This is a genomic window from Affinirhizobium capsici (assembly GCF_977018625.1).
The window spans coordinates 442367-468095 of the sequence record NZ_CDRNXD010000004.1; the positions used below are offsets into that span (position 1 = coordinate 442367).

Here is a 25729-nt window from a genome sequence, read left to right on the forward strand (position 1 = left end):
CGCGGAAATATTTCCGCGCCGTCTTACATTTTAAGACTTCGATATATTTTGGGAGGATCATATGCGGAGCCTATTTTATTCGGCTGTTGCAGTTACTGCTATCGTCGCATTTGGGGGATCGGCTTGGGCTGATGTTCTTGTTGGCGTTGGTGCGCCTTTGACAGGACCGAACGCTGCGTTCGGTGCGCAGATTCAAAAGGGCGTTGAACAGGCAGCGGCAGATATCAATGCAGCTGGCGGCATCAACGGCGAAAAGATCAAGGTTGTACTCGGTGACGACGTGTCGGACCCGAAGCAGGGCGTTTCCGTTGCCAACAAGTTCGTTGCTGATGGCGTGAAATTCGTTGTCGGTCACTTCAATTCCGCTGTGTCGATCCCGGCTGCTGAAGTCTATGCGGAAAACGGCATCCTGCAGGTCACTCCATCCTCGACGAACCCAAAATACACTGAACGCGGCCTGTGGAACACGTTCCGCACCTGCGGTCGTGATGATCAGCAGGGCGAAGTTGCGGGCAAGTACATCGTTGAAAAGTTCAAGGATGCCAAGGTTGCCGTTATTCACGATAAGACGACCTATGGTCAGGGTCTTGCCGATGAAACCAAGAAGGCCATGAACAAGCTCGGCGTTAAGGAAGTCGTCTACGAAGGTATCACAGTCGGTGATAAGGATTTCTCAGCGCTGGTATCCAAGATGAAGGCGGCCGGCGTCGGCGTCGTTTACTACGGTGGTCTGCACACAGAGGCCGGTCTTCTGATGCGTCAGATGGCGGACCAAGGCCTCAAGGCTCCTGTTATGTCGGGTGACGGTATTACGTCGAACGAACTGGCCTCGATTGCTGGCGATGCCGTTAACGGCACGCTGATGACCTTCCCGCCAGACCCACGCACCAACCCAAGCGCCAAGGATCTTGTCGAGAAGTTCCGCAAGGCTGGTTTCGAGCCGGAAGCCTATACGCTCTATTCCTATGCTGGTCTCCAGATCATCGCTGACGCTGCCAAGGCAGCAGGCTCGAACGATCCGCAGAAGGTTGCCGAAACGATGAAGGCGAAGGGTCCATTCAAGACCGTTATCGGTGACATCGGCTTTGACGCCAAGGGTGATATCACGCGTCCTGACTATGTGATGTACCAGTGGAAGAAGGGCCCTGACGGCAAGTATTCCTACTTCCAGATGTAAGCTGTTTTTAGAATTCCTTTGTTTCATGGAAAGGCTCGGATCAGATCCGGGCCTTTTTCATTTTATTCTGCCATTCGTAAAATCAGTATTCATAGGCGCTTCTAGGGCATGGGCGTCCTAAAATATTTCCTTTTCAGCTGATGTGGTGTGAATAGTGGGCGATCGTAGTCGATGCACAGGCCAATCCGTTCGAAACCGGATAGGCCACATGGCAAACCCCTCCGTCGAGGGGAGCGCGGGTTTTTGACCGCCAGATAAACTGAGTTCCCGGCTCTGTTAATCTGGCGGCTTTAACAATTTTCCCGCTGGGAAAGGCACAGGTCCAAGACCTTGAAATGAGCTGGCCTCACCCCGTGCGCTATAAACTGGAAAGGATGAAGTCTGCACGTTCGCAGATGCTGCTCTGAGGAAGAATGTTAAGTTGATAGCCAAGCAAGGGATAGAAAGCGCAGAGGCGATCATACTCCTCCACAGCGCTGACAAATTCGTGTTTGCGCTCGCTATCTGTGCGGTAGATTTCCGGCCATGGTGGGGTCATGAACACGGTATGGTGATAGCGATAGCGTTTGCAGATCTCTACGGCCATTTTCCTGTCAGTCTCTGATGCTGAAGAAGCCAGTAGCGCACTTGCGGCATCTACCAAGCCCCGATCAAAGAAGATGAAGCCCTGCAACCGTCTTGCGTTTTCCAAATCTTCCAGGCTTCGCTTCATGGCCAAACTGGCGAACGCAGCCATATTGACCCAAGGCAAGCCTGAGCCATCACCCTTCATTTGGTCAGCAACGATTCGGCGGCCGGGCTCTTCAACGGTTTGGTGACCCCGAAGACCCAGTTCCTGCAAGAGTGATGATTTTCCTCCTCCAGAGCAGCCGGAAATGACAATGAGGCGGTTCATGCAATGTGTATCCTCTGATGGATTGCATGTGCATCAAGCGATGCGGAAATCGTGCTCCGTCTCACATGCTCAAGGCATTGTGCCGAGAGGGTTTTCATACAGTCTGGACGCGAAACTGTTAACGCAGGTTTGCTTGACGTTTTCTCGAGGCCGGCTGTCCCCTGGAGCCACTGCGCCGGGTCTATGCCTTACTGCCTTCATGCCGTTGTCGTCACTTGAGATCAGAAGGCATTTTTTCCATATACTTTAGTACAACTTCGATTTTGGACAAAATGTAGGCGCTGGAAATTCTCTTCTATTGATGAAGAAAGATCTTTGGAAAACCATGATGTTTGATCGGGTTGATCCTTAGTTCGAAGTTTTTTCAACAGGCTACGAATTTTTCTGTGAGAAGCCTCAACACTTATTTCTATAAACAGTTTGAAAACAATGTGTGGTTGAGGCGCGGCTGCGGTTAGCCTCTTTGCAAGTGAATGATTTTTCGGCAAAAAATTACAATTCCTTGCGTCTTAAAAATACATTTGCTCTTCTTTTGCGCATGTCTTCATTGTGCCCTTCGACGCGCCATGCCATGTGACGATATCAGAAATCCTTATGCATCTATAGCGTGAAAAAATAAATTAGTGTTCACGCAAGAGTAAGAATTGACAGCGCGTTGTTTTCCGCAGCAGAGTGTGTCTCGGGGAAACTCTTAACCGCGCAAGGAAAGTGGGGCTTGCGAGGGTAATTTATTGGACCCGCTGAATAAACTGGGAGTAAAATGATGAAGAAGTCTCTTCTTTCGGCGGTCGCGTTGACGGCTGTTGTCGCCTTCGGCGGCTCTGCCTTCGCGGACGTGCTGGTGGGTGTTGGCGGCCCGCTGACAGGCCCGAACGCTGCGTTTGGCGCGCAGTTGCAGAAGGGTGCCGAACAGGCAGCGGCAGATATCAATGCAGCTGGCGGCATCAACGGCGAAAAGATCAAGGTTGTACTCGGTGACGACGTGTCGGACCCGAAGCAGGGCGTTTCCGTTGCCAACAAGTTCGTTGCTGATGGCGTGAAATTCGTTGTCGGTCACTTCAATTCGGCCGTGTCCATTCCTGCCGCTGAAGTTTACGCAGAAAACGGCATTCTGCAGGTAACACCAGCTTCAACGAACCCAAAATACACGGAACGCGGCCTGTGGAACACGTTCCGCACCTGCGGTCGTGATGATCAGCAGGGCGAGGTTGCGGGCAAGTACATCGTTGAAAAGTTCAAGGATGCCAAGGTCGCGGTCATTCACGACAAGACGACCTATGGTCAGGGTCTTGCCGATGAAACCAAGAAGGCCATGAACAAGCTCGGCGTTAAGGAAGTCATCTACGAAGGTATCACAGTCGGTGATAAGGACTTCTCAGCGCTCGTTTCCAAGATGAAGGCGGCCGGCGTCGGCGTCGTTTACTACGGTGGTCTGCACACAGAGGCCGGTCTTCTGATGCGTCAGATGGCGGACCAAGGCCTCAAGGCTCCTGTTATGTCGGGTGACGGTATTACGTCGAACGAACTGGCCTCGATTGCTGGCGATGCCGTTAACGGCACGCTGATGACCTTCCCGCCAGACCCACGCACCAACCCAAGCGCCAAGGATCTTGTCGAGAAGTTCCGCAAGGCTGGTTTCGAGCCGGAAGCCTATACGCTCTATTCCTATGCTGGTCTCCAGATCATCGCTGACGCTGCCAAGGCAGCAGGCTCGAACGATCCGCAGAAGGTTGCCGAAACGATGAAGGCGAAGGGTCCATTCAAGACCGTTATCGGTGACATCGGCTTTGACGCCAAGGGTGATATCACGCGTCCTGACTATGTGATGTACCAGTGGAAGAAGGGCCCTGACGGCAAGTATTCCTACTTCCAGATGTGATTGAATAGATCGCCAAGTGAAGCCCGTCAAAAACGGGCTTTACCGGCACACAGGCCCGGGGAAAATCCGGGCCTTTTCCATTTTTGGACTAATTACAATCTCAGCAGGCAATTTTGTTGCCTGGATATTTTTGGGGCAGGCGTCGGAAGCTTTTGGCGGGTTCGGCAGCTTCGCGGATTTCGACCTCGCCCGTAGTAGGCTTAAAAGTTACCCACCGAGCAACCTGTCCGCCTAGTTTGGCGTCCAGCAGGGGGATTCCTTCGTCACGCAAAAATTGTTTGGCAAAGGCGGCATTCAATATGCCTGCTCCAGTTGTAGCTGCACCGCTTGTGCGTCCGCCATAGAGTTTGGCAACGAGACGCTCTGGCTTTGCGCCAAAGCGCACCAATCCGTCAATCAAATTACGCATCGCCACTTCTCCGTAGCGATTGGCAGCATCGCCCGAAGCTTGTTCTGCTCCATAAGGAAGAACGAAATGATTGATCCCACCCACTGCACTCATTGGATCATAAACGCAGGCGCATACGCAGGAGCCGAGTACGGTCATATAAACAGTGTTCGGATTGCGGGAAACCAAACACTCTCCTCCAATAACATGTCTAGGCTGGAGGATGACGGTCATGAATTGTCTCCGTTATGCTTCCCGATCATATGCTTGAGAGGATAACGAATGCTCAAACTCTGATAGGTAAATTATCAATGGCTAAAATTAGTTAAAGTTACCTTCGATGAGTACAATTTGGCTGTTTTACTCGCGTTAAATTAATTTCTCGAATTTTAAACAACATAAATTTCAAATTATTTTATGTTAGATAGTTATTACTCTCGCGAGAAGGAAGTTGTCTCGAACATGTCCGTTCCGCTTCGATTCCGATTGCCGTTACGTGTCCGGGACGTCGCGTGTCAACGCTTCTTATAATTGTATGCAACGCATACTACTTGACTTGCTATTCGACATAGCGTTATCGTCTTGACGATTGTTAGTCCGTCGCATGGAGGCGAAGAGGACAAAGTGGTCATGGCGCATGATCCGGGGAGGGTCGTGCCACGGGAGGACATCATGTTTATGCAAATACAACTTCGCCCAGGCGGAGGACGAGCGCTCGCGCTCGCTTTCCTGGCGGCAGTCATTGAAGGTTTTGACTTGCAGGCAGCTGGTGTTGCCGTTCCAAAGCTCGCGCCTGCCTTTGCGCTCAGCCCGCAGCAGATCGGAGCTTTTCTGTCATCGGCTACAATCGGCCTGATCCTTGGTGCTTTGGCAGGCGGGCGCATTGCCGATGTGTGGGGCAGGCGTACAGGGCTGGTTCTTTCACTTATTACATTCGGCTTCTTCTCAGTCATGACGATCTTCGTCTCGACCTATGAGCAACTCCTCATTCTTCGCTTCCTGACGGGCGTCGGGTTAGGTGGCGCATTTCCCAACATGCTGAATATTGCAGCGGAATCGGTGGAACAGAATGCACGTGGCCGCGCAGTAGCAGTAGTCTATGCGGGCGTGCCCTTGGGCGGTGCCGTGGCGAGCGGTGTTTCCATGCTTGGCCTTCATGGCGGTGATTGGCACACAATATTTTTGGTGGGGGGATTGATGCCGATCGCGCTGGCTCCCTTCGTCCACACCATGCTGCCGCCGATGGCAGTGGTTAAAAGTGCTACGAATTCAGCGGCTGCTGCATTTGCCAAGGTGTTTGCACCTTCCACCTTGTTCACAACGATTTCGCTTTGGGTTTCCTTCTTCCTGGGACTCATCGTGGTTTATCTTCTGCTCAACTGGATGCCGCAGCTCTTGGTTTCCCGTGGTCTGGAGCGCAATGATGCCGCGCTTGTGCAGATCTTGTTTAACATTGGTGGCATTGCTGGCAGTGTCATCGGGGGTCGAATTCTGGATCGGGAAAATCCGAAAGTCGCAGTTGGGGTGGCATTCGGAGCAGCTGCAGCGGCGCTGTTGATGCTGGCCGTACTGCCAGCCAATCTGACCCTCATGCTTGCGGGTGGCATGCTGGTGGGCGCGGCAATTTTGATGATGCAGGCCATTCTCTATGGTCTCGCCCCGCAGTGCTATGGTTTTGAAGTCCGAGGAACGGGCGTGGGGATGGCCGTGGCCGTGGGTCGTTTGGGCTCTGTTGCTGGGCCACTGCTTGCCGGTTTTCTAGTTGCTCGCGGCAGCACGCCATCTGATGTCATGATTGCACTTGTGCCAATCACCATTCTGGCCGGTTTCACCACGATGCTTCTCCTCAGGCAGAGGTCGCGCGCAGGAGTGGTTGCGTCTGTCTGATACTGGCCAAGCTGGCTTAACGTTCATGAAGCACATTGGCAGCCTTTACGGCTGCCGATGCGCGGTTCTCCACGCCCAGCTTGACGTAAATTTGCTCCAGATGTTTGTTGACGGTGCGCGAAGAGAGACCCAGAATTTCCCCGATATCCTTGTTGGCCTTTCCTTTAGCGATCCATAGCAAAACTTCTGCTTCTCTCGCAGTCAGGCTGAAGTGATCGCGCAGTAAGGCATCGCCAGCAAGCGTGCTGGCAGACGTAATGCGGATCAGATACTCGTCGACGCCGATGGCTCCCAGAAACGCAAATTGCAACGGGCTTTGTTGGGTTGCATCGAAAGTCGGAGTGAATTCTCTTGAAAAGCCCGCCCTCTCTCGATCTGCTAACCAGGGGGCCAGTTTTTCCGCCAGGCTATTCATCTTGTATCCCGCTTCAAGCACACTGTTCATCAAACGGGTGGCTTGCGGTGTGGACCAGTGAAGCTCTCCATTGGCGCGCACAGCCAGAAGGTGGCGACCTGCTGCGTCCAAGGCTACTCTTGCACTTTGGGTGGATCTTGCGTTCGAAAGATGAACCCGGATTCGAGCGCGCAATTCATCGATATTGATTGGCTTTGTGAGGTAATCCACACCTCCGCTATCCAGTGCATTCACGACATGCTCTGTTTCGGTGAGGCCGGTCATGAAGATGACCGGCACCTGGGACGCGGCTGGATTTGCCTTGAGACGACGACAGGTCTCAAAACCGTCCATGCCCGGCATGACTGCATCCAGCAGGATGAGGTCCGGCGTGATGCGGTCGATAATGGCAAGCGCAGATTGCCCGGATGTCGCTATCAGCACCGAAACGCCGCTTTGCTCCAATGCTTCGGTGAGAAACCCTAGCGCTTCCGGGCTGTCGTCCACCAGAAGTACGATATCGCGGGGGAGGGCCCGTTCAGCCATGGATGGAAGTCCTTTCCTCGCTGAACTGTTTGAGGAAGTTCACCAGTCCGGCCATGTCGAAACTTTGGATATAATTGCGGCACGCGTTCGTAAAGGCGGCATGGGTCTGTTCTGCTGCAATGTCTGAAAGACGCCCTTCAAGTCCGCGAATATAGCCAATTTCTGCAAGTTGAATGAGATCGCTGATATCGCTTGCCGGTGGAGGGTGAAGAGGTGCGGGGCCAGTTGATTGGATCTCGGGCTGTTCGCCTTCGTAGATCCAGCTTAGTCCAAGATGTTTGGCAAGTTTGTCCGATAGTTGGCGGATATCAACGGGTTTGGCGATTGCGTCATTATGGCCATCGCCCGCACGAATAGTGCTCGCTCCATCGCCAATATTGGCTGACAGCATCAGGATCGGTGCCATCTGTCCGTTTTCCCGCAGTCTTTCCACCAGCTGCCAGCCGGTCATGCCGGGCATGAGAATATCCACAAGGAAAAGGTCGGGCTTCACACCTTCAATCAAGGTCAGGCAGGCCGGGCCGTCGCTGGCGGTCAGCACCACAAAATCCAGCGGTGCCAGCACTTCGCGCATCAGGTCCCGATGATCTTCATTGTCGTCGACAACCACCAATGTTCGTCGCGGTCCACTATAGCCGATGATCTTCTTCTCCGGGGCGAGCAGCGTTGTCGGGCGGTTGACGGCGGAAAGCATCAATCGCACGCGAAAGCTCGAGCCTTCCCCTTTTTGGCTGCTGACGGAAATTTCCCCGCCCAACGTATTGGTCAGCAAGCGTGTAATTGTCAGTCCCAAACCAAGGCCTGGCATAGGGCGAATGCTTTCGGCTTCGCCGCGCTGGAAGGGCTCATAAATACGGGCAAGGTCTTTTTCCGCTATGCCGCGCCCTGTATCGCTCACTGTAAAGGTGGCGACCTGGCTTCGATAGGCCACCTCAAAGCGAACCGATCCCGCATCCGTAAACTTAATGGCGTTGGAAAGGAGATTAACGAGAATCTGTCGCAGCCGCTTTTCGTCTGTGCGAACATAAGTGGGAAGGCCGGAGGCTCGGTCATGATGGAAGCTCAACCCCTTGGCTTGAGCCTGCGGGCGAAACATATCAACGATCTGATCGAGAAAGTCCTGAATGCTGATTTCGTTGGAATAGACCTGAAGCCGCCCGGCCTCGATCTTGGAAATATCCAGCAAGCCATCGATCAGCCCAGAGAGGTGGTCGGCAGAGCGCCGGATGACCTTGATGGCGGATTGGCGGGGTGGGGGAATGGTCTCATCGCGCTCCAGAAGCTGAGCATAGCCTAAAACAGCATTGAGCGGCGTGCGCAATTCATGGCTGAGGCCAACGACGTACCGGCTTTTGGCACGGTTGGCGGCTTCCGCTGTTTCCTTGGCCTGTTGCAGCGCGCTGTCGGTTTTTCGGTGGGCGGCAATTTCCTTCAGCAGAAGCGTGTTCTGTCGTGAGCTTTCCTCTTCCGCCACGACGCGGCTGTCATGCGCCAGCACATAGAACCAGGACACGATGCCCGCAATTAGCGCAAAGGCGAAAAACACGATCAGCGTGGTGCCATAGATCACTTCAGTATTGGCAGGCGCTGCCTTGCCGACATGGTAGGCAATGACGAGAAGGATGAGGCCAATCAGCGAAATGGAGAGAACTGCCGTCAGCGCATAGCGACCCAACCGGGTCATGAGCTTTTCCACGACCCGGTCGGAGAGCATGGATCGCGCCACTGTGCCAATTTGCGCTTTCATCTGTGCCATCGGCTTGCACATGTCATGGCAGCGGCTATCGAGCGAGCAGCAGAGGGAGCAAATCGGGGCTGCATAGGCCGGGCACCATGCCATATCTTCCGGTTCGAACGGGTGTTCGCAAATTGAGCAGGTGATGGATGTGGACAGTTTCCAACCGTGGCGGGGCTTGCGTGCGAGATAGTAACGACCCTCTGTTGCCCAGGCGATGAACGGCGAGATGAGAAAGGCAAGAAGCGTCAGATAGCTGGCAAGCGAGGCGAGAGTGACACCAAATAGCCCAAAATGCGCGAGGAGTGCGATTGCGGCGGAGCCGAACATCGCCCCAAGACCCACGGGGTTCAAATCGTAAAGATGCGCACGCTTGAACTCGATACCGGGTGGGGAAAGGCCCAGTGGCTTGTTGATGAACAGATCCGCTGAAATCGTGCATAGCCAGGACATGGCAATAATGGAGAAAATGCCGAGCGTTGCTTCCAGCAGGCGGTAGATTCCAAGCTCCATAAGCAGAAGCGCAATCGCGACATTAAAGATCAGCCAGACCACGCGTCCCGGATGGCTATGGGTGAGGCGGGAAAAGAAGTTCGACCAGGCCAGCGAACCCGCATAAGCGTTCATCACATTGATCTTCAGCTGTGACACGACCACGAAGGCTGCCATGAGCAGAAGGGCAGCGGTTCCGTTCGGGATCATGTAACCGAAGGCTGCCAGATACATATGGGCCGGATCACCTGCTTCTTTGATTGGAACGCCTGTAGAGAGTGTGAGGACAGCCAGAAACGAACCCGCCAGCAGCTTTGGCACGCCCAGAACCACCCAGCCAGAACCCGCCAGGAAAACCGCCACCCGATGGCGCCAGCGTTTCTGCCCCTCCGCCGGCAGAAACCGCAGGAAATCCACTTGCTCGCCGATCTGCGGCATGAGAGCCAGGATGACAGCGGAGGCCGCGCCGAACTCGAGAAGGTCGAATGGTGCCGCACCCCCGATCCCGGTGTTGGAATGGCCGACCCCTGCAAAGGATCGCCAGAGATCGAACTTCTCCCAATCCATCACCGCAATAAAGAGAAAGGGCAGGATGTTGAGAATGATCCAGAACGGCTGTGTCATCAGCTGGAAGCGGGAAATGAGCTGGACACCATATACGACGAGCGGAATGACCACAGCAGCGCTGATAATATAGCCAATCCAGGGTGGAATCCCGAAGGCCAGATGAAGCGCACCCGTCATAATCGATGCCTCGATGGCAAAGAGCATGAAGGTGAAGCTGGCATAGATCAGTGACGTGATGGTGGAGCCGATATAGCCGAAGCTTGCGCCACGGGTCAGGAGGTCGATGTCCACGCCGTGCCGGATTGCGTAGCGGCTGATCGGCAGGCCAACCAGAAGCATGATTGTCGCGGCTGCAAGAATGGCAAAAAAGGCGTTCGTCGTGCCGTAGGAGATTGTGATCGCGCCGCCTATAGCTTCCAAAGCCAGGAATGAGATCGCGCCAATCGCCGTATGCGAGATACGGTTGGAGGAGAAGCGGCGTGCACTTTTCGCGGTAAAGCGAAGCGCATAATCTTCCAGCGTCTGGTCCGCCACCCAGCGGTTATAGTCACGCCGGATGGGGATGATGCGTTGCCGCGCTGCCATCTATTATGCCGTCTCTTTGTGCATGATGAGTAATTGTGCATTTTCGATGGTTCTGCAAAGAATTGCAAGCTCCATCCATCTCCGTCACAAGTCTGACACAGCTGCTTGCAAGTGACTGGGGACGCTTTATTTATTCCGCATCATCAACATTCGCTGCGGGGGAGGTTTCCGAGCCGTTCCCGCCCATGACATTGAGGCCGTCGCCGTGAAGCCTACAACAAATACCAATCTATCCTCTCCGCAGCAGAATTTCGGCACAACGGGCATCGCGCCCATGGACCGCCCAAGCCGGATCACGCGCTTTTTCATGGGTATCGTGGCATGGGCAGAAAGCTTGAACCTGAAATATGCCAAGCTCGGCAATCCGCCGGTTTACGATAATGCTACCTTTCCGTGGGTGAAGGACATAGAGGCCGCGACGCCCGCCATCCGCGCAGAATTGGACCGCATTCTTGTGCGCCAGCACGAATTGCCTTCGTTTCAAGACATCTCGGCTGATGTCAAAACCATTTCGACCGATAATCATTGGAAGACCTTCTTCCTGCTTGGCTTTGGTGTGCGCTCTGAACAGAATATCGCAGCCTGCCCGGAAACGTGGAAAGCCATGCAGAAAATTCCTGGCCTCACCACGGTGATGTTCTCAATCTTCGAGCCGGGAAAGCATTTGCCTGCCCACCGCGGACCCTATAATGGCGTGCTGCGTCTTCATCTCGGTCTGATCGTTCCTGAGCCGCGCGAAAAGCTTGCGATCCGGGTGGAAAACGAGATCTGCCACTGGGAGGAGGGCAAGGTGCTTATTTTCGACGATGCCTATGAGCATGAGGCCTGGAACCACACGGACAAGACACGCGTCGTTCTGTTCGTGGATTTCGTCAAGCCGCTGAAGTTCCCGGCGCGCCTCGTGAACTGGATGCTGATGCATCTGGCTATCTTCACCCCCTTCATTCGGGAGGGGCTGGATAACCATAAAGAGTGGGAGAAGAAATTCTACGCTCAGGCAGAAGCGCTTCGCAATCAACCGAAGCAATAGAGCGGAAGATCATACAAGAAGGGCGCGGCATTGAATGCTCGCGCCCTTTCTTTATCTTTGAAGCGAATGACTTACGCGACGCGGCGCATCTGCTGCTGCGATTTTCCGCTGATTTGGAAGCGTTCGACCATCTCCCGCAGCGAGCGGGCTTCATCGTTCAGAACGGCAGATGCAGCGGAGGTTTCCTCAACCATCGCGGCATTCTGCTGCGTTGTCTGGTCCATGTGGTTCATCGCGATGTTGATTTCGCGAAGGCCGGAAGCCTGCTCCTGCGCGGAGCGGGAAATGTGCTGGATCAGTCCGTTCACTTCCTGAACTTGCTCGGCAATGCGGTGTAGCGCCTCGCCGGTCTCGCCCACGAGTGCGACACCTTGCTGGACCTGATCGCTGGATGCGGAGATCAACGCTTTAATTTCCTTGGCTGCGTTGGCGGAGCGCTGTGCCAGTTCACGAACTTCCTGGGCAACAACGGCAAAACCCTTGCCTGCTTCTCCGGCGCGAGCCGCCTCCACCCCTGCATTGAGCGCAAGCAGGTTGGTCTGGAAGGCAATCTCATCGATGACGCCGATGATCTGCGTTACCTTGTTGGATGAATCCTCAATTCCTTCCATGGCGGCAACAGCGCGTTGAACCACCTGTCCCGAACGATCAGCATCGGCGCAGGCGCCATCCACCTTCTTGGCCGCATCGCCGGCATTGTGCGCCGTTTCATTGAGCTTCTCACCGATTTCATTCAGCGCCGCCGCACTTTCCTCCAGGCTTGCTGCCTGTTGTTCAGTGCGCTTTGAAAGCTGGTCGGCACTGCGGCTGATTTCGCCGCTACCATCGCTGATGGTGTGTGCAGACTGGTTGAGCCGTGCAATGATTTGCTCAAGGCTTTGGACCGCCGAGTTAAAGTCGTCCCGCAGAACTTTGTAGGAATCCGGGAAGGCTTCATCGATCCGGTAGGTCAGGTCGCCATCGGAAAGGCGGGCAAGACCTCTGCCCAGTGCATCAACGATTTTGCGCTGTGTTTCGGCCGTTGCCGCGCGTTCCTGTTCGCTCATGTTGCGAGCTTCGTCGGCAGCCAGACGCTGGCTTTCGTTCGTGGCTTCCAGTGATCGGCCATCCGCCAGCTTGTGACGGAAACTTTCCAGAGAGGTTGCGAGGGCACCGACTTCATCGCCGCGGTTCTGGCCAAATACGGGCTTGTCATAGTCGCCATTGGAGAGGCGAGCGACCTCCAGCATCAATTCGCCAAGCGGCTTTTGCACAAACAGGCGCACTGCCGCGAGAAGGGCCACGATCACCGCGGCCAGGATGACAATTGCACTCAATACAAGTGTCAAGGTTTGCTGGTTCACAACAGCCGTGATGACAGAGACTGGTACATCCTCCACAATATACCAGCGTGTATTCAGGCCTGTTAGCTCGAACGGGTAGACAACGCGGTAGACATCAATGTCCTCTGCTCCCTTTACACCTTCGACGATCCGGGTTTTCCCATCGCCAAGTGACTTTTGAACCTGTTCTTTCCCAACGTCGTCATAGTCTTTCATAATCAGGGAATCGTTAGGCGCTGTGAGCCATTTTCCACTTCCGGAGAGAAGATAGACGCGACCCGTGCCGAATGGCCTCTCGTTTTTCAGTGAGTCAGAGAGCGTTGCAAGCACAATATCCGTGCCAAGGACACCGCGTAACTTGCCATCGACAATCACCGGATCGGCGATGCTCATCATGGTCTGGTTGACGCCATTGTCTTCCAGGTATGGATCTGTCGCGGCGGTTTTGCGGCTTTTGGATGGAAGCGCGTAGTATTGAGCATCATAATCGATTTTGTCCGGCAGCACGAGTTCCGTGCCGGTAGCGGCGCGCGTCCAGTAGGGGGTGAATGCGCCTCCAGCGTTCGTACCTTGGCTGGTTGAGATGCCAGCAGTCAGCTTGCCATCAAAGCCTTTATCGGCTTCCGTCATCCATGAGCCGAAGACCAAGTCGAAGCGTTCGATCAAGGATGGAAGCGATGATACTACCATCTCGCGGGTCAGGTAGCCGTTGGCCAAGCCTTTTTCCACTTCGCCAGCCATGGAGCGCGTCGCGCCGACGACCATGCTCATCTTGGCATCGAAACCTTGTGCCGTGCTCTTGGCATCCAGTTGCGCTTGTTCCAGCGTGCTGGTGATCACACGGTTGCGCACCTCTGTGACAATATACGTAAAGGTCGTGGCCAGGATAACCGTAATGACCGTGACGCTCACCAGCAGAAGCTTCAGCGCTAGGGATTTCGTTAGTCTCGTGTGCATCGCTCATTCCATCCGATCCAACGGCAAGGAGTGAGGAAAATCGCCCTCCCTCGCATTGCCTCTTTCGAGATGCAGTGTCGGTGAGAATAAATAAATAATCACTAACATGCTTACTCAACCTGCGGCGGCGAGACATTCGTCTACTTAGAAGTCAGACGCGATGTGAATCCAGCGAATTTTTCAGATAAATTCTACTTCTCTAGCTGAATTGTCAGGTAGTTATTAAAGTTTACTCTTTGTTTTGTATCCTGTTTTCGGCTTTTCTTTTATAGCAAATTCAAAATAAACATGACATTCATTTATATTACTTGTTAAATTGTCATAAAACTTTTGATTAACCACAATAGGCACGCGCTGTAACCAAGTTCTTCGAAAGGTTTGATGACGATGGTCAACAGTGTTGGAAGTGCCGCGAGAAAAACAGAGGCACCTAAACCCGCTCAACAGCAACCTGCTCCAGCAGCAGCAAAAGTTCCTGAAAAGCCGAAGTCTGATACTTCTCAGACAAAAGCCCAGCCTGTTACCCAGGGTGCTGCGGCGAAAGTTGATCCCAACGCTTCGGCCAAGGCACAACAATCCAAAGTCCTACCAATGCCCCGACGTGAAGAACCTTCTCAGCAGGGGACAACGGGAAAAGTAACGCCTGACCCGAAGAGCAAACCTGTTGAGAAGGCTTCTGCTGCCAAGCCAACAGAAGCCAAGGCGGATTCGAGACAAGCTGATACCAAGACTGCCACGCCAAAGGCTTCTGAGCCAAAGCAGCCTGCGACAGCCGCCCCGAAGAAGACGGATGCAAAGTCTGACCCGAAAGCCGCCACGGCAAAGCCCACCGAAACCAAGACCTCTGAAACCAAAACCTCTGAAGCCAAGCATCTGAAGGAACCGGACGCGAAGGCTGAGGTGAAGGGTAACAAAACTGACGCAAAGGCAGCGGAAGCCAAGGCTGATCCCAAGTCCGCTACCGGCAAGGGCGGCGAGGCCGCCACGACGAAGTCCACCGAAGCCAAGCCTGCCGAAACCAAGACCTCTGAAGCCAGGAATCCAAAGGAAGCGGACGCGAAGGCTGAGGTGAAGGGCGACAAAACCGATGCCAAGGCAGCGGATGCCAAGGCTGATTCCAAGTCTGCTGATGCCAAGGATGGCGAGGCCGCCACGACGAAGTCCACCGAAGCCAAGCCTGCCGAAACCAAGACCTCTGAAGCCAGGAATCCAAAGGAAGCGGACGCGAAGGCTGAGGTGAAGGGCGACAAAACCGATGCCAAGGCAGCGGATGCCAAGGCTGATTCCAAGTCTGCTGCCGGCAAGGGCGGCGAGGCCGCTACGACGAAGCCCACCGAAGCCAAGCCCACCGAAACCAAGACCTCTGAAGCCAGGAATCCAAAGGAACCGGACGCGAAGGCTGAGGTGAAGGGCGACAAAACCGACGCCAAGGCAGCGGATGCCAAGGCTGATCCCAAGTCCGCTACCGGCAAGGGCGGCGAGGCCGCCACGACGAAGCCCACCGAGACCAAGACCTCCGAAACCAAGACCTCTGAAGCCAAGCATCTGAAGGAAGCGGACGCGAATGCTGAGCTGAAGGGCGACAAAACTAACGCCAAGGCAGCGGATGCCAAGGCTGATCCCAAGTCCGCTGCCGGCAAGGGCGGCGAGGCCTCCACGGCGAAGCCCACCGAGACCAAGCCTGCCGAAACCAAGAGTTCTGAAGCCAGAAATCCAAAGGAAACGGACGCGAAGGCTGAGCTGAAGGGCAACAAAACCGACGCCAAGGCAGCGGAAGCCAAGGCTGATCCCAAGTCCGCTGCCGGCAAGGGCGGCGAGGCCTCCACGACGAAGCCCACCGAAGCCAAGCCTGCCGAAACCAAGAGTTCTGAAGCCAGAAATCCAAAGGAAGCGGACGCGAAGGCTGAGCTGAAGGGCGACAAAACCGATGCCAAGGCAGCGGAAGCCAAGGCTGGTTCTAAGTCTGCTGATGCCAAGGATGGCAAGGAACTGACAGCTTCCGAAGCTTCGGCAGCTTCCAAGGCATCGAAGGATTCAGAGGCATCCAAGGCAACAAGGGACGATCTCAAAACGAAGACGGAAGAAAACCTCAGGGGTAAAGCGACTGCGATGAGCGAAGTTCAGGCGCATCAGCTTGCCGAATCAAAGGTAGCCCAAGCGGATGAAGGCAAACAGCAATACATCAATTATGATGGATTGAAGGATCTTCCTCGAAACAATGCTCCTCCCAAAGATTATCGCTACCAGGGTTTGAACGAGAACGACAAGCTCGTCATGCAGTACATGAACCGCGACCGGGAGGCCATGGAAAAGGTCGGCCCCTTGCCGGATGTGACTGCTTACCAGAGCAATTTACAAGCAGATCCGATTACCAAATCTGATATTCTGGAAAGCCAGCATTGGCAGAAGATCGGTATTGCATCAGAAACCTTCGAGTCCGATGCCAAGCAGTTGGACGATCAGAAGTTTTCTCTGCTGAAGGACAGCCTTTCCGGTGTCGACCGAGGCTTTGTGAACCCAGACAATGACAAGAACCTCGCAAGTCTGACGACGGAGCAGAAATCTGCGCTGCTGGTCGATTTGGTCGAGTTGAAGCAAAACTTCAACGCTTATGACAACAACTATGGAGATAGCGTACCCGGCATCGACAAGGTAGGGCAGAATATCGACAATCGCATCAACAATCTGATGCAGGATGTTGATACGCAAACGCATGTTAACATGTTGGCTGGCAAGGCCATTCAGGATTATGTGTCACGTCCTGAGAATGAGGCTCTTCAGAGCCGACTGAAAACGGCCTATCTTGATGACATTGTCGGAGGAAAGGCTCTCGATCGGGAATTGCAGAAGGGCAAAAGTTTCGACGATGCCATGCAGTCCTACAATTCGGAGCTGACAACTTTGTCGGAAGCTTTGCCCTCCGATTTCGTCCGGTTGAAGATGAACGTTGCTACTGCAACCCTCTCTCAGCGCGTACAGGATCATTATCTCGGAGATGGCAAACCGGGCGACCTCTCGCAGTTCACTGCAGATGACAAGGGGAATTCGGCAACGCTGCGCCCTGCTGCCGATGCGCTGGCGCTCGAATTCATGGGCAAGAATGCCAATAATTCCGAAATGAATCAGGTCGCGCTGAAGGTCAATTATGCCCAGGACATCACGCGTGACGCAAATACTGTGATCGGTCTGATGCGCGGCGGCATGAAACTGGACGATGCAATCACAAGTCTGCGAAAATCTGTTGGTGAACGCACCGCACCGATTGGGGTGGACGGCGAGCTTTACAAAGCTGGTATCATGCACGGCGCTCAGGCCTTGGCCATGAGCAGCGTTCTTGTTTCTCGCAGTTTGCAGCCGGGCAAAGTATGGACGGCGGATGAAATTGCCGCATCTGTTGGTCAAGGCGTGCAGATTTCCGGCATGGTTACCGAAGGACTGGCCAAGAACCTTGATGCCTCAGGCAAGCGTTTCAGTGCATTTGGAACGACGGATGGAACTTTCGGCAAGGCTCTTTCATCCGTGGTCAATCCCAAAAACCTTGAGGCAGGCGGCAAAATCCTGGGAGCAGCCGGTGGTGCCGCAATGGCGGGCCTTTCCTTCTACAGTGCAGCCCGCTCAATCAAGCAGGGCGAACCAGTCAAGGGAGCTCTGGAAATCATCAGCGGAACGGCAGGGGCTGCCTCGGCTGCGATTGGCTTCACGGAAGGCATGGTGCATCTGACCAATGCTATTCCACGGCTCTTCCATGCGGCAGGAGTGACAGCAGACGTCGCTTCCATGGCCTCGGGCGCCTTCAAGTCCGTCATGGCCACTGGCGGCATGGTCGCAGGTGCTGTGGGTGCCTTGGCAGGTTTCGGCCTGGGTCTCTACGACATGATCAAGGGCGTGCAGAAGCTCGACAAGATGGAAGTGGCGTTGAATGAAAAGCTCGGCAAGTACACCGGCGATCAGGTGAACTTCGAGTTTGGGCCGGACCCCAGCTTCATCTGGTAATTCCGGTTTTCGCCCTCCCCATACGTCATTCGACGTATGGGGTTTTGCGGTGCAGCGAAGGATAGTCCGTGAAGCAACGGTTAACGAATGGCTTCACGGGCTGTTGCACAACAAGAAGAGGGGTTCGACGATGATTTCCAAAGCCAAGCTCGGCGGTGCGCTGATCGCTGCCATCATGTCTACAACCGCATTCCACGGTGCTTTCGCCGCCGACGACACCATTAAGATCGGCGTTCTCCATTCGCTCTCCGGCACGATGGCAATTTCCGAGACGACGCTGAAAGATGCCATGCTGATGCTCATCGATGAGCAAAACAAGAAGGGCGGCGTTCTGGGCAAGAAGCTGGAAGCCGTGGTTGTCGATCCGGCTTCCGATTGGCCGCTCTTTGCTGAAAAAGCCCGCGAATTGATTTCGAAGGATAAGGTTGCCGCCGTGTTCGGCTGCTGGACATCCTCTTCGCGCAAGTCCGTTCTGCCAGTTTTCGAAGAGTTGAACTCCATTCTCTTCTACCCCGTGCAATATGAAGGTGAGGAATCGTCCCGCAACATCATTTACACGGGTGCTGCACCAAACCAGCAGGCCATTCCGGCTGTCGATTACCTCATGAATTCGGAAGGTGTTGAGCGTTTTGTGCTGGAAGGCACAGATTACGTTTACCCGCAGACGACCAACAAGATCCTGAAGGCCTATCTCATGTCCAAGGGCGTGAAGGCTGAGGATATCATCGTAAACTACACGCCATTCGGCTTTTCCGATTGGCAGACTGAAGTTTCCAAGATCAAGTCCTTCGGTTCCGCAGGCAAGAAGACGGCGGTGGTTTCCACGATCAACGGTGATGCCAACGTGCCATTCTACAAGGAACTGGCAAACCAGGGCATCAAGGCAGAAGACATTCCGGTCGTTGCCTTCTCCGTTGGTGAAGAGGAACTGGCTGGTATCGATACCAAACCGCTCGTCGGTCATCTGGCTGCCTGGAACTACTTCCAGTCCGTCGATGCGCCGGTTAACGCCGAGTTCATCAAGACCTGGCACGCCTATACCAAGAACGAAAAGCGCGTGACGAACGACCCGATGGAAGCCGCCTATATCGGTTTCAATGCCTGGGTAAAGGCTGTGGAAGCGGCAGGCACGACGGATACAGATAAGGTTCTCGATAGCATCATCGGCGTTTCCGTTCCGAACCTTTCCGGCAGCACTTCAACCGTTATGCCGAACCATCACATCACCAAGCCGGTTCTGATTGGCGAAATCCAGGCCAATGGCCAGTTCGAAGTGGTGCAGCAGACGCCAGCCGTCGTGGGTGATGAATGGTCGGATTACCTGCCGGATTCCAAGGATCTGATCTCTGATTGGAGAAAGCCAATGTCTTGCGGCAACTTCAATGTCGCGACCGGCAAGTGCGGCGGCAAGGGCAGCTAAGCCCAAGCGGCCAACCTCCATGCTGACGTTCTAGACTACGCTTACCCCCCTCTGTGCTATCGGACAGGGGGTAAGCCCCACGCATGGACGCGAGCCGCGTCTACTGCAATCAGGGGCAACATTCATGCTACGAATTCTCCTATCGATCCTGTTTCTGGTCGTCTCGCTCGCCGCGCCATGTCTTGCGCAGTCCGATCCTCAGGCTTTGTTCAACGCCTTGGGCAAGGCAGATTTCAAGCAGACCGAACAGTTGATCGGCCAGCTTGCCGCCACCGGCGATCCGCGCATTGTGCCAGCGCTTGAAGCTTTTGCGGAAGGCGAGCTTTACGCCCGTAAATCCGATAATGCCGTCTTCATCATCAAGCCTGCCGGTACCAATGTTTCGCTGGTCGATCCGGTGAGTGGCGAGGTAGCTGGCGAAGCGCCCAAGGCCTCGCTTGCCAAGCTGAAGATCAATAACAGTCTACGTCGCGTCATCCGCTCGGCCCTTGGCGGGCTCACCTTGCTCAGCCCTGACCGGAATGTTCGCCTGTCTGCCGCCGATGCAGTTTTGAAATCGCCCAGTGCGGAAAATCTCGAACTTGTCGAGGCAGCCCTTGCCAAGGAAACCGATGGTCAGGTGAAGACGCGCATGGAAGAAGCGCGTGCTGCCTCGGTCCTTATTTCTGATCGTGCGGTCGAGGAAAAGCGTCAGGCTATTTCCACGATCGCCAATCTCGGCGGTCGCGATGGGATCAGCATCTTGATGTCGGTTTCGTCTTCCATCGATGCGAGCCTGAAGCCGGATATGGATAAGGCTATCTCCGCCATCGAGACCAATTTGAAATTCTGGGAAATCGGCCAGAACATCTGGTACGGCATGTCGCTCGGCTCTGTTCTGCTGCTGGCCGCCATCGGTCTTGCCATCACCTTTGGCGTCATGGGTATTATCAATATGGCGCATGGCGAAATGGTCATGCTCGGTGCCTATTCCACCTTCATGGTGCAGGAGACGATCCGCAGCCACGCACCGCACCTGTTCGATTGGTCGCTGGCGATTGCGCTTCCGGTTGCCTTTCTCGTTACCGGTGCTGTCGGTCTCGTCATCGAGCGCAGAGTCATCCGCTTCCTATACGGCCGCCCGTTGGAAACACTGCTGGCCACCTGGGGCGTCTCGCTCATTCTCCAGCAATTGGTGCGATCCATCTTTGGACCGACGAACCAGGAGGTTGGAAACCCGTCCTGGATGTCTGGTGCCTTTGCGCTGGGTGGCTTGCAAATCACCTGGAACCGTCTGTGGATCGTGGCCTTTTCGCTATCGATATTTGTTGGGCTACTGATCCTGATGAAGCGCTCCGCCTTTGGTCTGCAAATGCGCGCCGTCACGCAGAACCGCCGAATGGCCTCTTCCATGGGTATTCGCACGCCATGGGTCGATGCCTTCACCTTCGCACTCGGTTCCGGCATCGCGGGCATTGCTGGTGTTGCGCTCAGCCAGATCGATAACGTTTCGCCCAATCTGGGCCAGTCCTACATTATTGATAGCTTCATGGTCGTGGTGTTCGGCGGCGTGGGTAATCTCTGGGGTACGCTGGTGGGTGCCTTGTCGCTCGGTGTCTTGAACAAGTTCCTGGAGCCCTGGACCGGAGCCGTTCTCGGCAAGATCCTCGTGCTCGTCCTTATCATTCTCTTTATCCAGAAAAGACCGCGCGGCCTGTTCGCGCTCAAGGGAAGGGCGGTGGAAGCATGATTTCCAGCTTCATTCTGCGCGCTCTCGAAGGCCGCATCCTTATCACTATTGCCATCATCCTGGCGGTGGCCGTGGCAGTTCCTGCCAGCAATCTTCTGCTACCACCAGACAGCGCCCTGCATATCCCGACCTACATGATGTCACTGATGGGCAAGTATCTTTGCTATGCGATGCTGGCCTTGGCGCTGGATCTCGTCTGGGGCTATTGCGGTATTCTTTCGCTTGGCCACGGCGCGTTCTTCGCACTCGGTGGCTATGCCATGGGCATGTATCTCATGCGCCAGATCGGCAGCCGTGGTGTTTATGGCGATCCGCTTCTGCCGGATTTCATGGTCTTCCTGAACTGGAAAGAACTGCCGTGGTTCTGGCATGGCTTCGATATGTTCTGGTTCGCGGCGCTGATGGTGCTGGTGGTTCCCGGCCTGCTGGCCTTCGTGTTCGGCTGGTTTGCCTTCCGCTCCCGCGTCAACGGCGTCTATCTCTCGATCATCACTCAGGCCATGACCTATGCGCTGATGCTCGCCTTCTTTCGCAACGATATGGGCTTTGGTGGTAATAACGGTCTGACCGATTACAAGGATATTCTCGGCTTTTCCGTTCAGGCAGATGGCACCCGCGCCGTCCTTTTCGCGCTCTCAGCCATTATGCTCTCGGTCTGCCTCGTGCTGGCATCGGCTATCACCCGCTCCAAGTTCGGCAAGGTGCTGGTGGGCGTGCGGGATGCGGAAAGCCGTGTGCGCTTTCTTGGGTACCGGGTGGAGAATATCAAGCTCTTCACCTTCGTCACTTCCGCCATGATGGCGGGCATTGCCGGTGCGCTGTTCGTGCCGCAGGTCGGCATCATCAACCCCGGCGAATTTGCGCCTGCCAACTCCATCGAAGTCGTGGTGTGGACGGCGGTCGGCGGTCGCGGCACGCTGATTGGTCCGATCATCGGCGCGGTGCTGGTCAATGGCGGCAAGAGCTTCTTCACCGGCGCTTTCCCGGAATTCTGGCTCTATGCGCTCGGCGCTCTCTTTATCTTCGTTACGCTGTTCCTGCCGAAGGGCATTGTCGGCACGGTGCAGCATGGGCTGGCTGGCCGCAGAGCCCGCAAGGCATCGGCGCGCCTTGAGGCCGGGCAGAATGACGATCAACCAGCCTCGCATATTCAGGCAGCGGAGTGAGACCATGGATATCACCGACAGCAAATCCAAATCGCTGCTTTATCTCGATGGCGTGTCCGTTTCCTTCGATGGCTTCAAGGCGCTGAATTCCCTGTCTTTCGTCGTAGAGCCGGGTGAGCTTCGCGCCATCATCGGCCCGAACGGGGCCGGCAAGACTACGATGATGGATATCATCACCGGCAAGACACGGCCGGATAGCGGCACGGTTCTGTTCGAAGATACGGTGGACCTGACCAAGCGGGACGAGGCCGATATCGCGCAACTGGGCATCGGGCGCAAGTTCCAGAAGCCGACCGTGTTTGAAAGCCATACGGTCTGGGACAATCTGGAACTTGCCCTGAACCGCAAGCGCGGCGTGTTTTCCACGCTGTTCTACCGTCTCTCCAGCGAAGATCGGGATCGTATAGAGGAAATCCTCGCCACCATCCGCCTCACGCATCGGCGCGACGAACTGGCAGCCAACCTTTCCCACGGACAGAAGCAATGGCTAGAAATCGGCATGCTCTTGGCGCAGGAGCCCAAGCTTTTGCTGGTCGATGAGCCGGTCGCGGGCATGACGGATGCCGAGACCGCCGAGACTGCCGTTCTTCTTCGCGAAATCGCCAAAAGCCGTTCCGTTGTGGTGGTGGAACACGACATGGGCTTCATCCGCGACCTTGGCGTGAAGGTGACATGCCTGGCGGAAGGCTCTGTGCTCGCCGAAGGATCAATCGATTTCGTATCGAACGATCCCAAGGTTATCGAGAATTATCTGGGGCGGTGATCACCATGCTGACAGTCGACAACATCAACCTCCATTATGGTGCGGCACAGGCACTGCGTAGTGTTTCCATTGAAGCGCCGATGGGCAAGATCACCTGCGTGCTGGGTCGAAACGGCGTGGGCAAAAGCTCGCTGCTTCGCGCCATTACGGGCCAGCATCCCATTAGCGGCGGGGCGATTTCCTTCAATGGCGAGAGCTTGCAGGGGCTTGCACCCTTCAATCGCGCCAGCCGAGGTATTGGATATGTGCCACAGGGGCGGGAAATCTTTCCGCTTCTGACGGTGCAGGAAAATCTGGAAACGGGCTTTGCGCCGCTGCCTCGCAAGGAGCGCTTCATACCGGATGACATATTCAGCCTGTTTCCGGTGCTCAATTCGATGCTTGCCCGTCGCGGCGGAGATCTTTCCGGTGGCCAGCAACAGCAACTTGCGATTGGTCGCGCTATGGTAACACGGCCTAAAGTTCTTGTACTGGATGAGCCGACCGAAGGTATTCAGCCATCTATTATTAAGGATATTGGCAGAGCCATTCGATATTTGCGCGATTCAACAGGGATGGCCATCCTTTTGGTCGAACAATACCTCGACTTCTGCCGTGAACTGGCGGATCATGTCTACATCATGGATCGGGGAGAAATCGTTCATCAAGGGGCGGCGGAAACGCTGGATACGCCGGAAGCACGGCGACATCTGACAGTGTAACGCATTTTTGCATAGCTGCCTTCTGGTGACGGGGTTTAACAGTATTAACGAATATGATAATCGGAGCGCGGTTTTCATCCATCGCATGTATCCTTTCCACGCACTCTTCTTCGCGAGGCGCTTGATGGCATTTGGAATTCGCTCCGGATCTTTCGTCCGTGCTCTTACCCGTATTGCTGCGGCTGGAGCATTTTTAGTGGGCGCAAGCGCCGTGGCCGAGGCCGCTGGTTGCGGCACTCCGGTTAAACCGGGTTATCACGAAATGTCGTTGCAGGTTGGTGGCGCTCTGCGCTCTGGCCTCGCCTTCATTCCGCAAGGCTATACTGGCATTGACAAGCTGCCAGTGGTCTTCGATTTCCACGGCAGCAACAGCAATCCGCGTGGTCAGATGGTGCGCAGCTCCTGGGATAAGGTAGCGGCGAAGAACAATTTCATCGTTTTCGCGCCTCAGGGAAGCCTGTCAGGCTCTGCGTCCGGCACCTATGCCTGGAACGTGCCAGGCGTCACCTTCCGTGAGGGTGGGTTGGATGAGGTAGCCTACATTAAGGCAGCCGTGGAGCGCGTGAAGCAGGATTACTGCGTTGATCCCGCCCAGATTTATGCCTCCGGCTATTCCGGTGGCGGGCGTATGCTCTCTGCCTATCTCTGCTCTGGTGCGGGGGATTTTGCCGGTGCCGGTTTCGTCAATTCTCTGCGTGTCGGCTTGCCTGTGGAAAATGCGGAAGGCAAATGGGGCCCGGACCCCGCCACTTGCGCACCTGCCAAGCCGATATCCATCATGGCCTTTGCCGGTGTGAAGGATGAGCAGAACCCTTATTCCGGCGGCGGCAAGCCCTATTGGCAATATAGCTTCAAAACCGCGCTTCAACGCTGGATGGAACTGGACGGCTGCAAGTCCGGAACCAAGCCTGATACGATTGATGGCGTAACGTATGGCCTAATGGATACCTGCCAGAAGGGTGCACGCATCGCGACCTATGAGTTTGCAAACGGCACCCATGATTGGCCAAAGCCGAGCACCAAGGCCAATGTTATTGCTGCTGCAAGTGACGGGCAGGCAGCGGGGGTCGTGAAGGTATCATCAGTCAAGAAGCCAAGCTTCGATCCAAATGTTGATCCGGCTTACCGGATGTGGGACTTCTTCCGCAAAGCCGATAGCACTGATGTCGTGGCAACTGCCCAGCCTTCCGCCGCCAAGGCCAAGGTTCAGGCCGTAGGCTGTGCGGCAGATGGTGTTTCGGCCACGACGAATGCCGAGGGGATGACGTGCAGCAACAGCCAGCCGGTGGACCAGCGCCGCAGCGCGCTCGGGGCAAAGGGCGCCTTGTAACGAAACATTTGGCGGGCCGCACGCGGCTCGCCGAACTCTATCAGGAAGGGTGCGGCAAGATCCGTTTGCCGGAAACCTTCGACAATTCTCTTGAAGCCATTCTCATCAATAGTTCCGGTGGTTTGACCGGCGGCGACCGCCTGGAATGGTCGCTTTGCGCCGGTCCCGGCACGGATGTGACCGTGACCACGCAGGCGAATGAGAAGATTTACAAGGCTTCTGCCGATACAGCGCTTCTGAAAAGCGAAATCGAGGCCGGTGAGGGTAGCCGCGTGGCTTGGCTGCCGCAGGAAAGCATCCTCTTCGATCGCGCCTCTCTCACCCGCCAACTTCACGTTGATCTTCACTCCACTGCAGAATTCCTGGCCGTTGAAGCGGTGATCCTTGGCCGCACGGCGCGTGGTGAGCGCACGGAAAACGGCTTCTTCCGCGACCGTTGGCGGGTGCGCCGTGGCGGCAAGCTTATCCACGCGGAGGAGGTGTGCATGGAAGGCGAGATTGCGTTGCTTGGCCAGCAACCCGCCGTGCTCTCCGGCAAAGTTGCTTTTGCCACTGTGCTCTACACAGGCCCGCATCTGGAAGCCTATCTGCCGCGTCTCTATCCACTTCTCGACCAAGGTTATGCAGGCGCAAGCCTGTGGAAGGATAAGCTCGTTATCCGTGCTGCGGCTGAGCATGGTTTTGCGCTGCGAAAACTTCTGGTTCCGGTCATTTCGCTCTTGCGAAAAGATGCAAACGTGCCGAAAGTCTGGAACATCTGAGCGATAAAAATC

17 protein-coding genes are annotated in these 25729 nt (G+C 55.2%); 12 read left to right on the top strand and 5 right to left on the bottom strand.

Annotation, left to right across the window (positions count from 1 at the left end):
* Nucleotides 1-61 precede the first annotated feature (61 nt).
* Entirely contained in the window at nucleotides 62-1177 is a 1116-nt protein-coding gene (locus AC0JZ1_RS05525) for a branched-chain amino acid ABC transporter substrate-binding protein (RefSeq protein WP_471881416.1), read from the top strand.
* A 358-nt stretch (nucleotides 1178-1535) separates the two neighbouring features.
* Here the strand turns inward: AC0JZ1_RS05525 and AC0JZ1_RS05530 are convergent, their stop codons facing one another.
* Nucleotides 1536-2072, bottom strand: a complete 537-nt coding sequence (locus AC0JZ1_RS05530) for an AAA family ATPase (RefSeq protein ID WP_471881417.1) — start codon at nucleotides 2070-2072, stop codon at nucleotides 1536-1538.
* Nucleotides 2073-2835: 763 nt separating this feature from the next.
* Between AC0JZ1_RS05530 and AC0JZ1_RS05535 the strand changes: the two genes are divergently transcribed.
* On the top strand, nucleotides 2836-3951 hold the full coding sequence (locus tag AC0JZ1_RS05535; protein WP_471881418.1) for a branched-chain amino acid ABC transporter substrate-binding protein: 1116 nt from the start codon (nucleotides 2836-2838) through the stop codon (nucleotides 3949-3951).
* A 100-nt stretch (nucleotides 3952-4051) separates the two neighbouring features.
* Here AC0JZ1_RS05535 and AC0JZ1_RS05540 read toward each other — a convergent pair whose 3' ends face one another.
* Nucleotides 4052-4573, bottom strand: a complete 522-nt coding sequence (locus AC0JZ1_RS05540) for a chemotaxis protein CheD (RefSeq protein ID WP_471881419.1) — start codon at nucleotides 4571-4573, stop codon at nucleotides 4052-4054.
* Between the two features lie 438 nt (nucleotides 4574-5011).
* On the opposite strand from AC0JZ1_RS05540, the gene mhpT reads away from it, so the two are divergent.
* A complete protein-coding gene (mhpT, locus tag AC0JZ1_RS05545) occupies nucleotides 5012-6226 on the top strand; it encodes a 3-(3-hydroxy-phenyl)propionate transporter MhpT (RefSeq protein WP_471881420.1) in 1215 nt (404 codons plus the stop codon).
* 16 nt (nucleotides 6227-6242) lie between these two features.
* On the opposite strand, the gene AC0JZ1_RS05550 is transcribed toward mhpT, so the two are convergent.
* Together AC0JZ1_RS05550 and AC0JZ1_RS05555 are read right to left on the bottom strand one after the other, a co-directional pair.
* Nucleotides 6243-7166 (bottom strand): response regulator, encoded by a 924-nt coding sequence (locus tag AC0JZ1_RS05550; RefSeq protein WP_471881421.1) that lies wholly within the window; start codon nucleotides 7164-7166, stop codon nucleotides 6243-6245.
* Entirely contained in the window at nucleotides 7159-10545 is a 3387-nt protein-coding gene (locus AC0JZ1_RS05555; RefSeq protein WP_471881422.1) for a hybrid sensor histidine kinase/response regulator, read from the bottom strand. The genes AC0JZ1_RS05550 and AC0JZ1_RS05555 overlap by 8 nt, the downstream gene beginning before the upstream one ends.
* A 205-nt stretch (nucleotides 10546-10750) precedes the next feature.
* On the opposite strand from AC0JZ1_RS05555, the gene olsC reads away from it, so the two are divergent.
* Nucleotides 10751-11575 carry an ornithine lipid ester-linked acyl 2-hydroxylase OlsC gene (olsC, locus tag AC0JZ1_RS05560; protein ID WP_471881423.1) on the top strand — a complete coding sequence of 275 codons (825 nt, stop codon included), beginning with the start codon at nucleotides 10751-10753 and terminating at the stop codon, nucleotides 11573-11575.
* Nucleotides 11576-11646: 71 nt separating this feature from the next.
* Here the strand turns inward: olsC and AC0JZ1_RS05565 are convergent, their stop codons facing one another.
* Nucleotides 11647-13854 (bottom strand): methyl-accepting chemotaxis protein, encoded by a 2208-nt coding sequence (locus tag AC0JZ1_RS05565; RefSeq protein WP_471881424.1) that lies wholly within the window; start codon nucleotides 13852-13854, stop codon nucleotides 11647-11649.
* A gap of 381 nt (nucleotides 13855-14235) precedes the next feature.
* On the opposite strand from AC0JZ1_RS05565, the gene AC0JZ1_RS05570 reads away from it, so the two are divergent.
* From AC0JZ1_RS05570 to AC0JZ1_RS05605, 8 genes are all read left to right on the top strand, one after another.
* Nucleotides 14236-17847, top strand: coding sequence for a hypothetical protein (locus tag AC0JZ1_RS05570; RefSeq protein ID WP_471881425.1), 3612 nt, complete (start codon nucleotides 14236-14238; stop codon nucleotides 17845-17847).
* A gap of 130 nt (nucleotides 17848-17977) precedes the next feature.
* Complete coding sequence (gene urtA, locus AC0JZ1_RS05575; RefSeq protein ID WP_471881426.1) at nucleotides 17978-19267, top strand: urea ABC transporter substrate-binding protein; 1290 nt, start codon at nucleotides 17978-17980, stop codon at nucleotides 19265-19267.
* Between the two features lie 124 nt (nucleotides 19268-19391).
* Complete coding sequence (gene urtB / locus AC0JZ1_RS05580) at nucleotides 19392-20996, top strand: urea ABC transporter permease subunit UrtB (protein WP_471881427.1); 1605 nt, start codon at nucleotides 19392-19394, stop codon at nucleotides 20994-20996.
* On the top strand, nucleotides 20993-22162 hold the full coding sequence (gene urtC / locus AC0JZ1_RS05585) for an urea ABC transporter permease subunit UrtC (protein WP_471881428.1): 1170 nt from the start codon (nucleotides 20993-20995) through the stop codon (nucleotides 22160-22162). The genes urtB and urtC overlap by 4 nt, the downstream gene beginning before the upstream one ends.
* A 4-nt stretch (nucleotides 22163-22166) precedes the next feature.
* A complete protein-coding gene (gene urtD, locus AC0JZ1_RS05590; protein WP_471881429.1) occupies nucleotides 22167-22925 on the top strand; it encodes an urea ABC transporter ATP-binding protein UrtD in 759 nt (252 codons plus the stop codon).
* Between the two features lie 5 nt (nucleotides 22926-22930).
* Nucleotides 22931-23626 (top strand): urea ABC transporter ATP-binding subunit UrtE, encoded by a 696-nt coding sequence (gene urtE, locus AC0JZ1_RS05595; protein WP_471881430.1) that lies wholly within the window; start codon nucleotides 22931-22933, stop codon nucleotides 23624-23626.
* 124 nt (nucleotides 23627-23750) lie between these two features.
* On the top strand, nucleotides 23751-24956 hold the full coding sequence (locus tag AC0JZ1_RS05600) for a CE1 family esterase (protein ID WP_471881431.1): 1206 nt from the start codon (nucleotides 23751-23753) through the stop codon (nucleotides 24954-24956).
* Nucleotides 24893-25717, top strand: coding sequence for an urease accessory protein UreD (locus AC0JZ1_RS05605; protein WP_471881432.1), 825 nt, complete (start codon nucleotides 24893-24895; stop codon nucleotides 25715-25717). The genes AC0JZ1_RS05600 and AC0JZ1_RS05605 overlap by 64 nt, the downstream gene beginning before the upstream one ends.
* The last annotated feature ends 12 nt before the right edge of the window (nucleotides 25718-25729 follow it).

Bases quoted from the DNA above. Each gene is read 5' to 3' on its own strand.
- mhpT (WP_471881420.1), top strand. From the start codon at position 5,012: ATGTTTATGCAAATACAACTTCGCCCAGGCGGAGGACGAGCGCTCGCG.
- AC0JZ1_RS05540 (WP_471881419.1), bottom strand. From the start codon at position 4,573: ATGACCGTCATCCTCCAGCCTAGACATGTTATTGGAGGAGAGTGTTTG.
- AC0JZ1_RS05565 (WP_471881424.1), bottom strand. From the start codon at position 13,854: ATGCACACGAGACTAACGAAATCCCTAGCGCTGAAGCTTCTGCTGGTG.
- AC0JZ1_RS05550 (WP_471881421.1), bottom strand. From the start codon at position 7,166: ATGGCTGAACGGGCCCTCCCCCGCGATATCGTACTTCTGGTGGACGAC.
- urtD (WP_471881429.1), top strand. From the start codon at position 22,167: ATGGATATCACCGACAGCAAATCCAAATCGCTGCTTTATCTCGATGGC.
- AC0JZ1_RS05525 (WP_471881416.1), top strand. From the start codon at position 62: ATGCGGAGCCTATTTTATTCGGCTGTTGCAGTTACTGCTATCGTCGCA.
- urtC (WP_471881428.1), top strand. From the start codon at position 20,993: ATGATTTCCAGCTTCATTCTGCGCGCTCTCGAAGGCCGCATCCTTATC.
- urtB (WP_471881427.1), top strand. From the start codon at position 19,392: ATGCTACGAATTCTCCTATCGATCCTGTTTCTGGTCGTCTCGCTCGCC.
- AC0JZ1_RS05570 (WP_471881425.1), top strand. From the start codon at position 14,236: ATGACGATGGTCAACAGTGTTGGAAGTGCCGCGAGAAAAACAGAGGCA.
- AC0JZ1_RS05600 (WP_471881431.1), top strand. From the start codon at position 23,751: ATGGCATTTGGAATTCGCTCCGGATCTTTCGTCCGTGCTCTTACCCGT.
- AC0JZ1_RS05535 (WP_471881418.1), top strand. From the start codon at position 2,836: ATGAAGAAGTCTCTTCTTTCGGCGGTCGCGTTGACGGCTGTTGTCGCC.
- urtA (WP_471881426.1), top strand. From the start codon at position 17,978: ATGATTTCCAAAGCCAAGCTCGGCGGTGCGCTGATCGCTGCCATCATG.
- urtE (WP_471881430.1), top strand. From the start codon at position 22,931: ATGCTGACAGTCGACAACATCAACCTCCATTATGGTGCGGCACAGGCA.
- AC0JZ1_RS05530 (WP_471881417.1), bottom strand. From the start codon at position 2,072: ATGAACCGCCTCATTGTCATTTCCGGCTGCTCTGGAGGAGGAAAATCA.
- AC0JZ1_RS05555 (WP_471881422.1), bottom strand. From the start codon at position 10,545: ATGGCAGCGCGGCAACGCATCATCCCCATCCGGCGTGACTATAACCGC.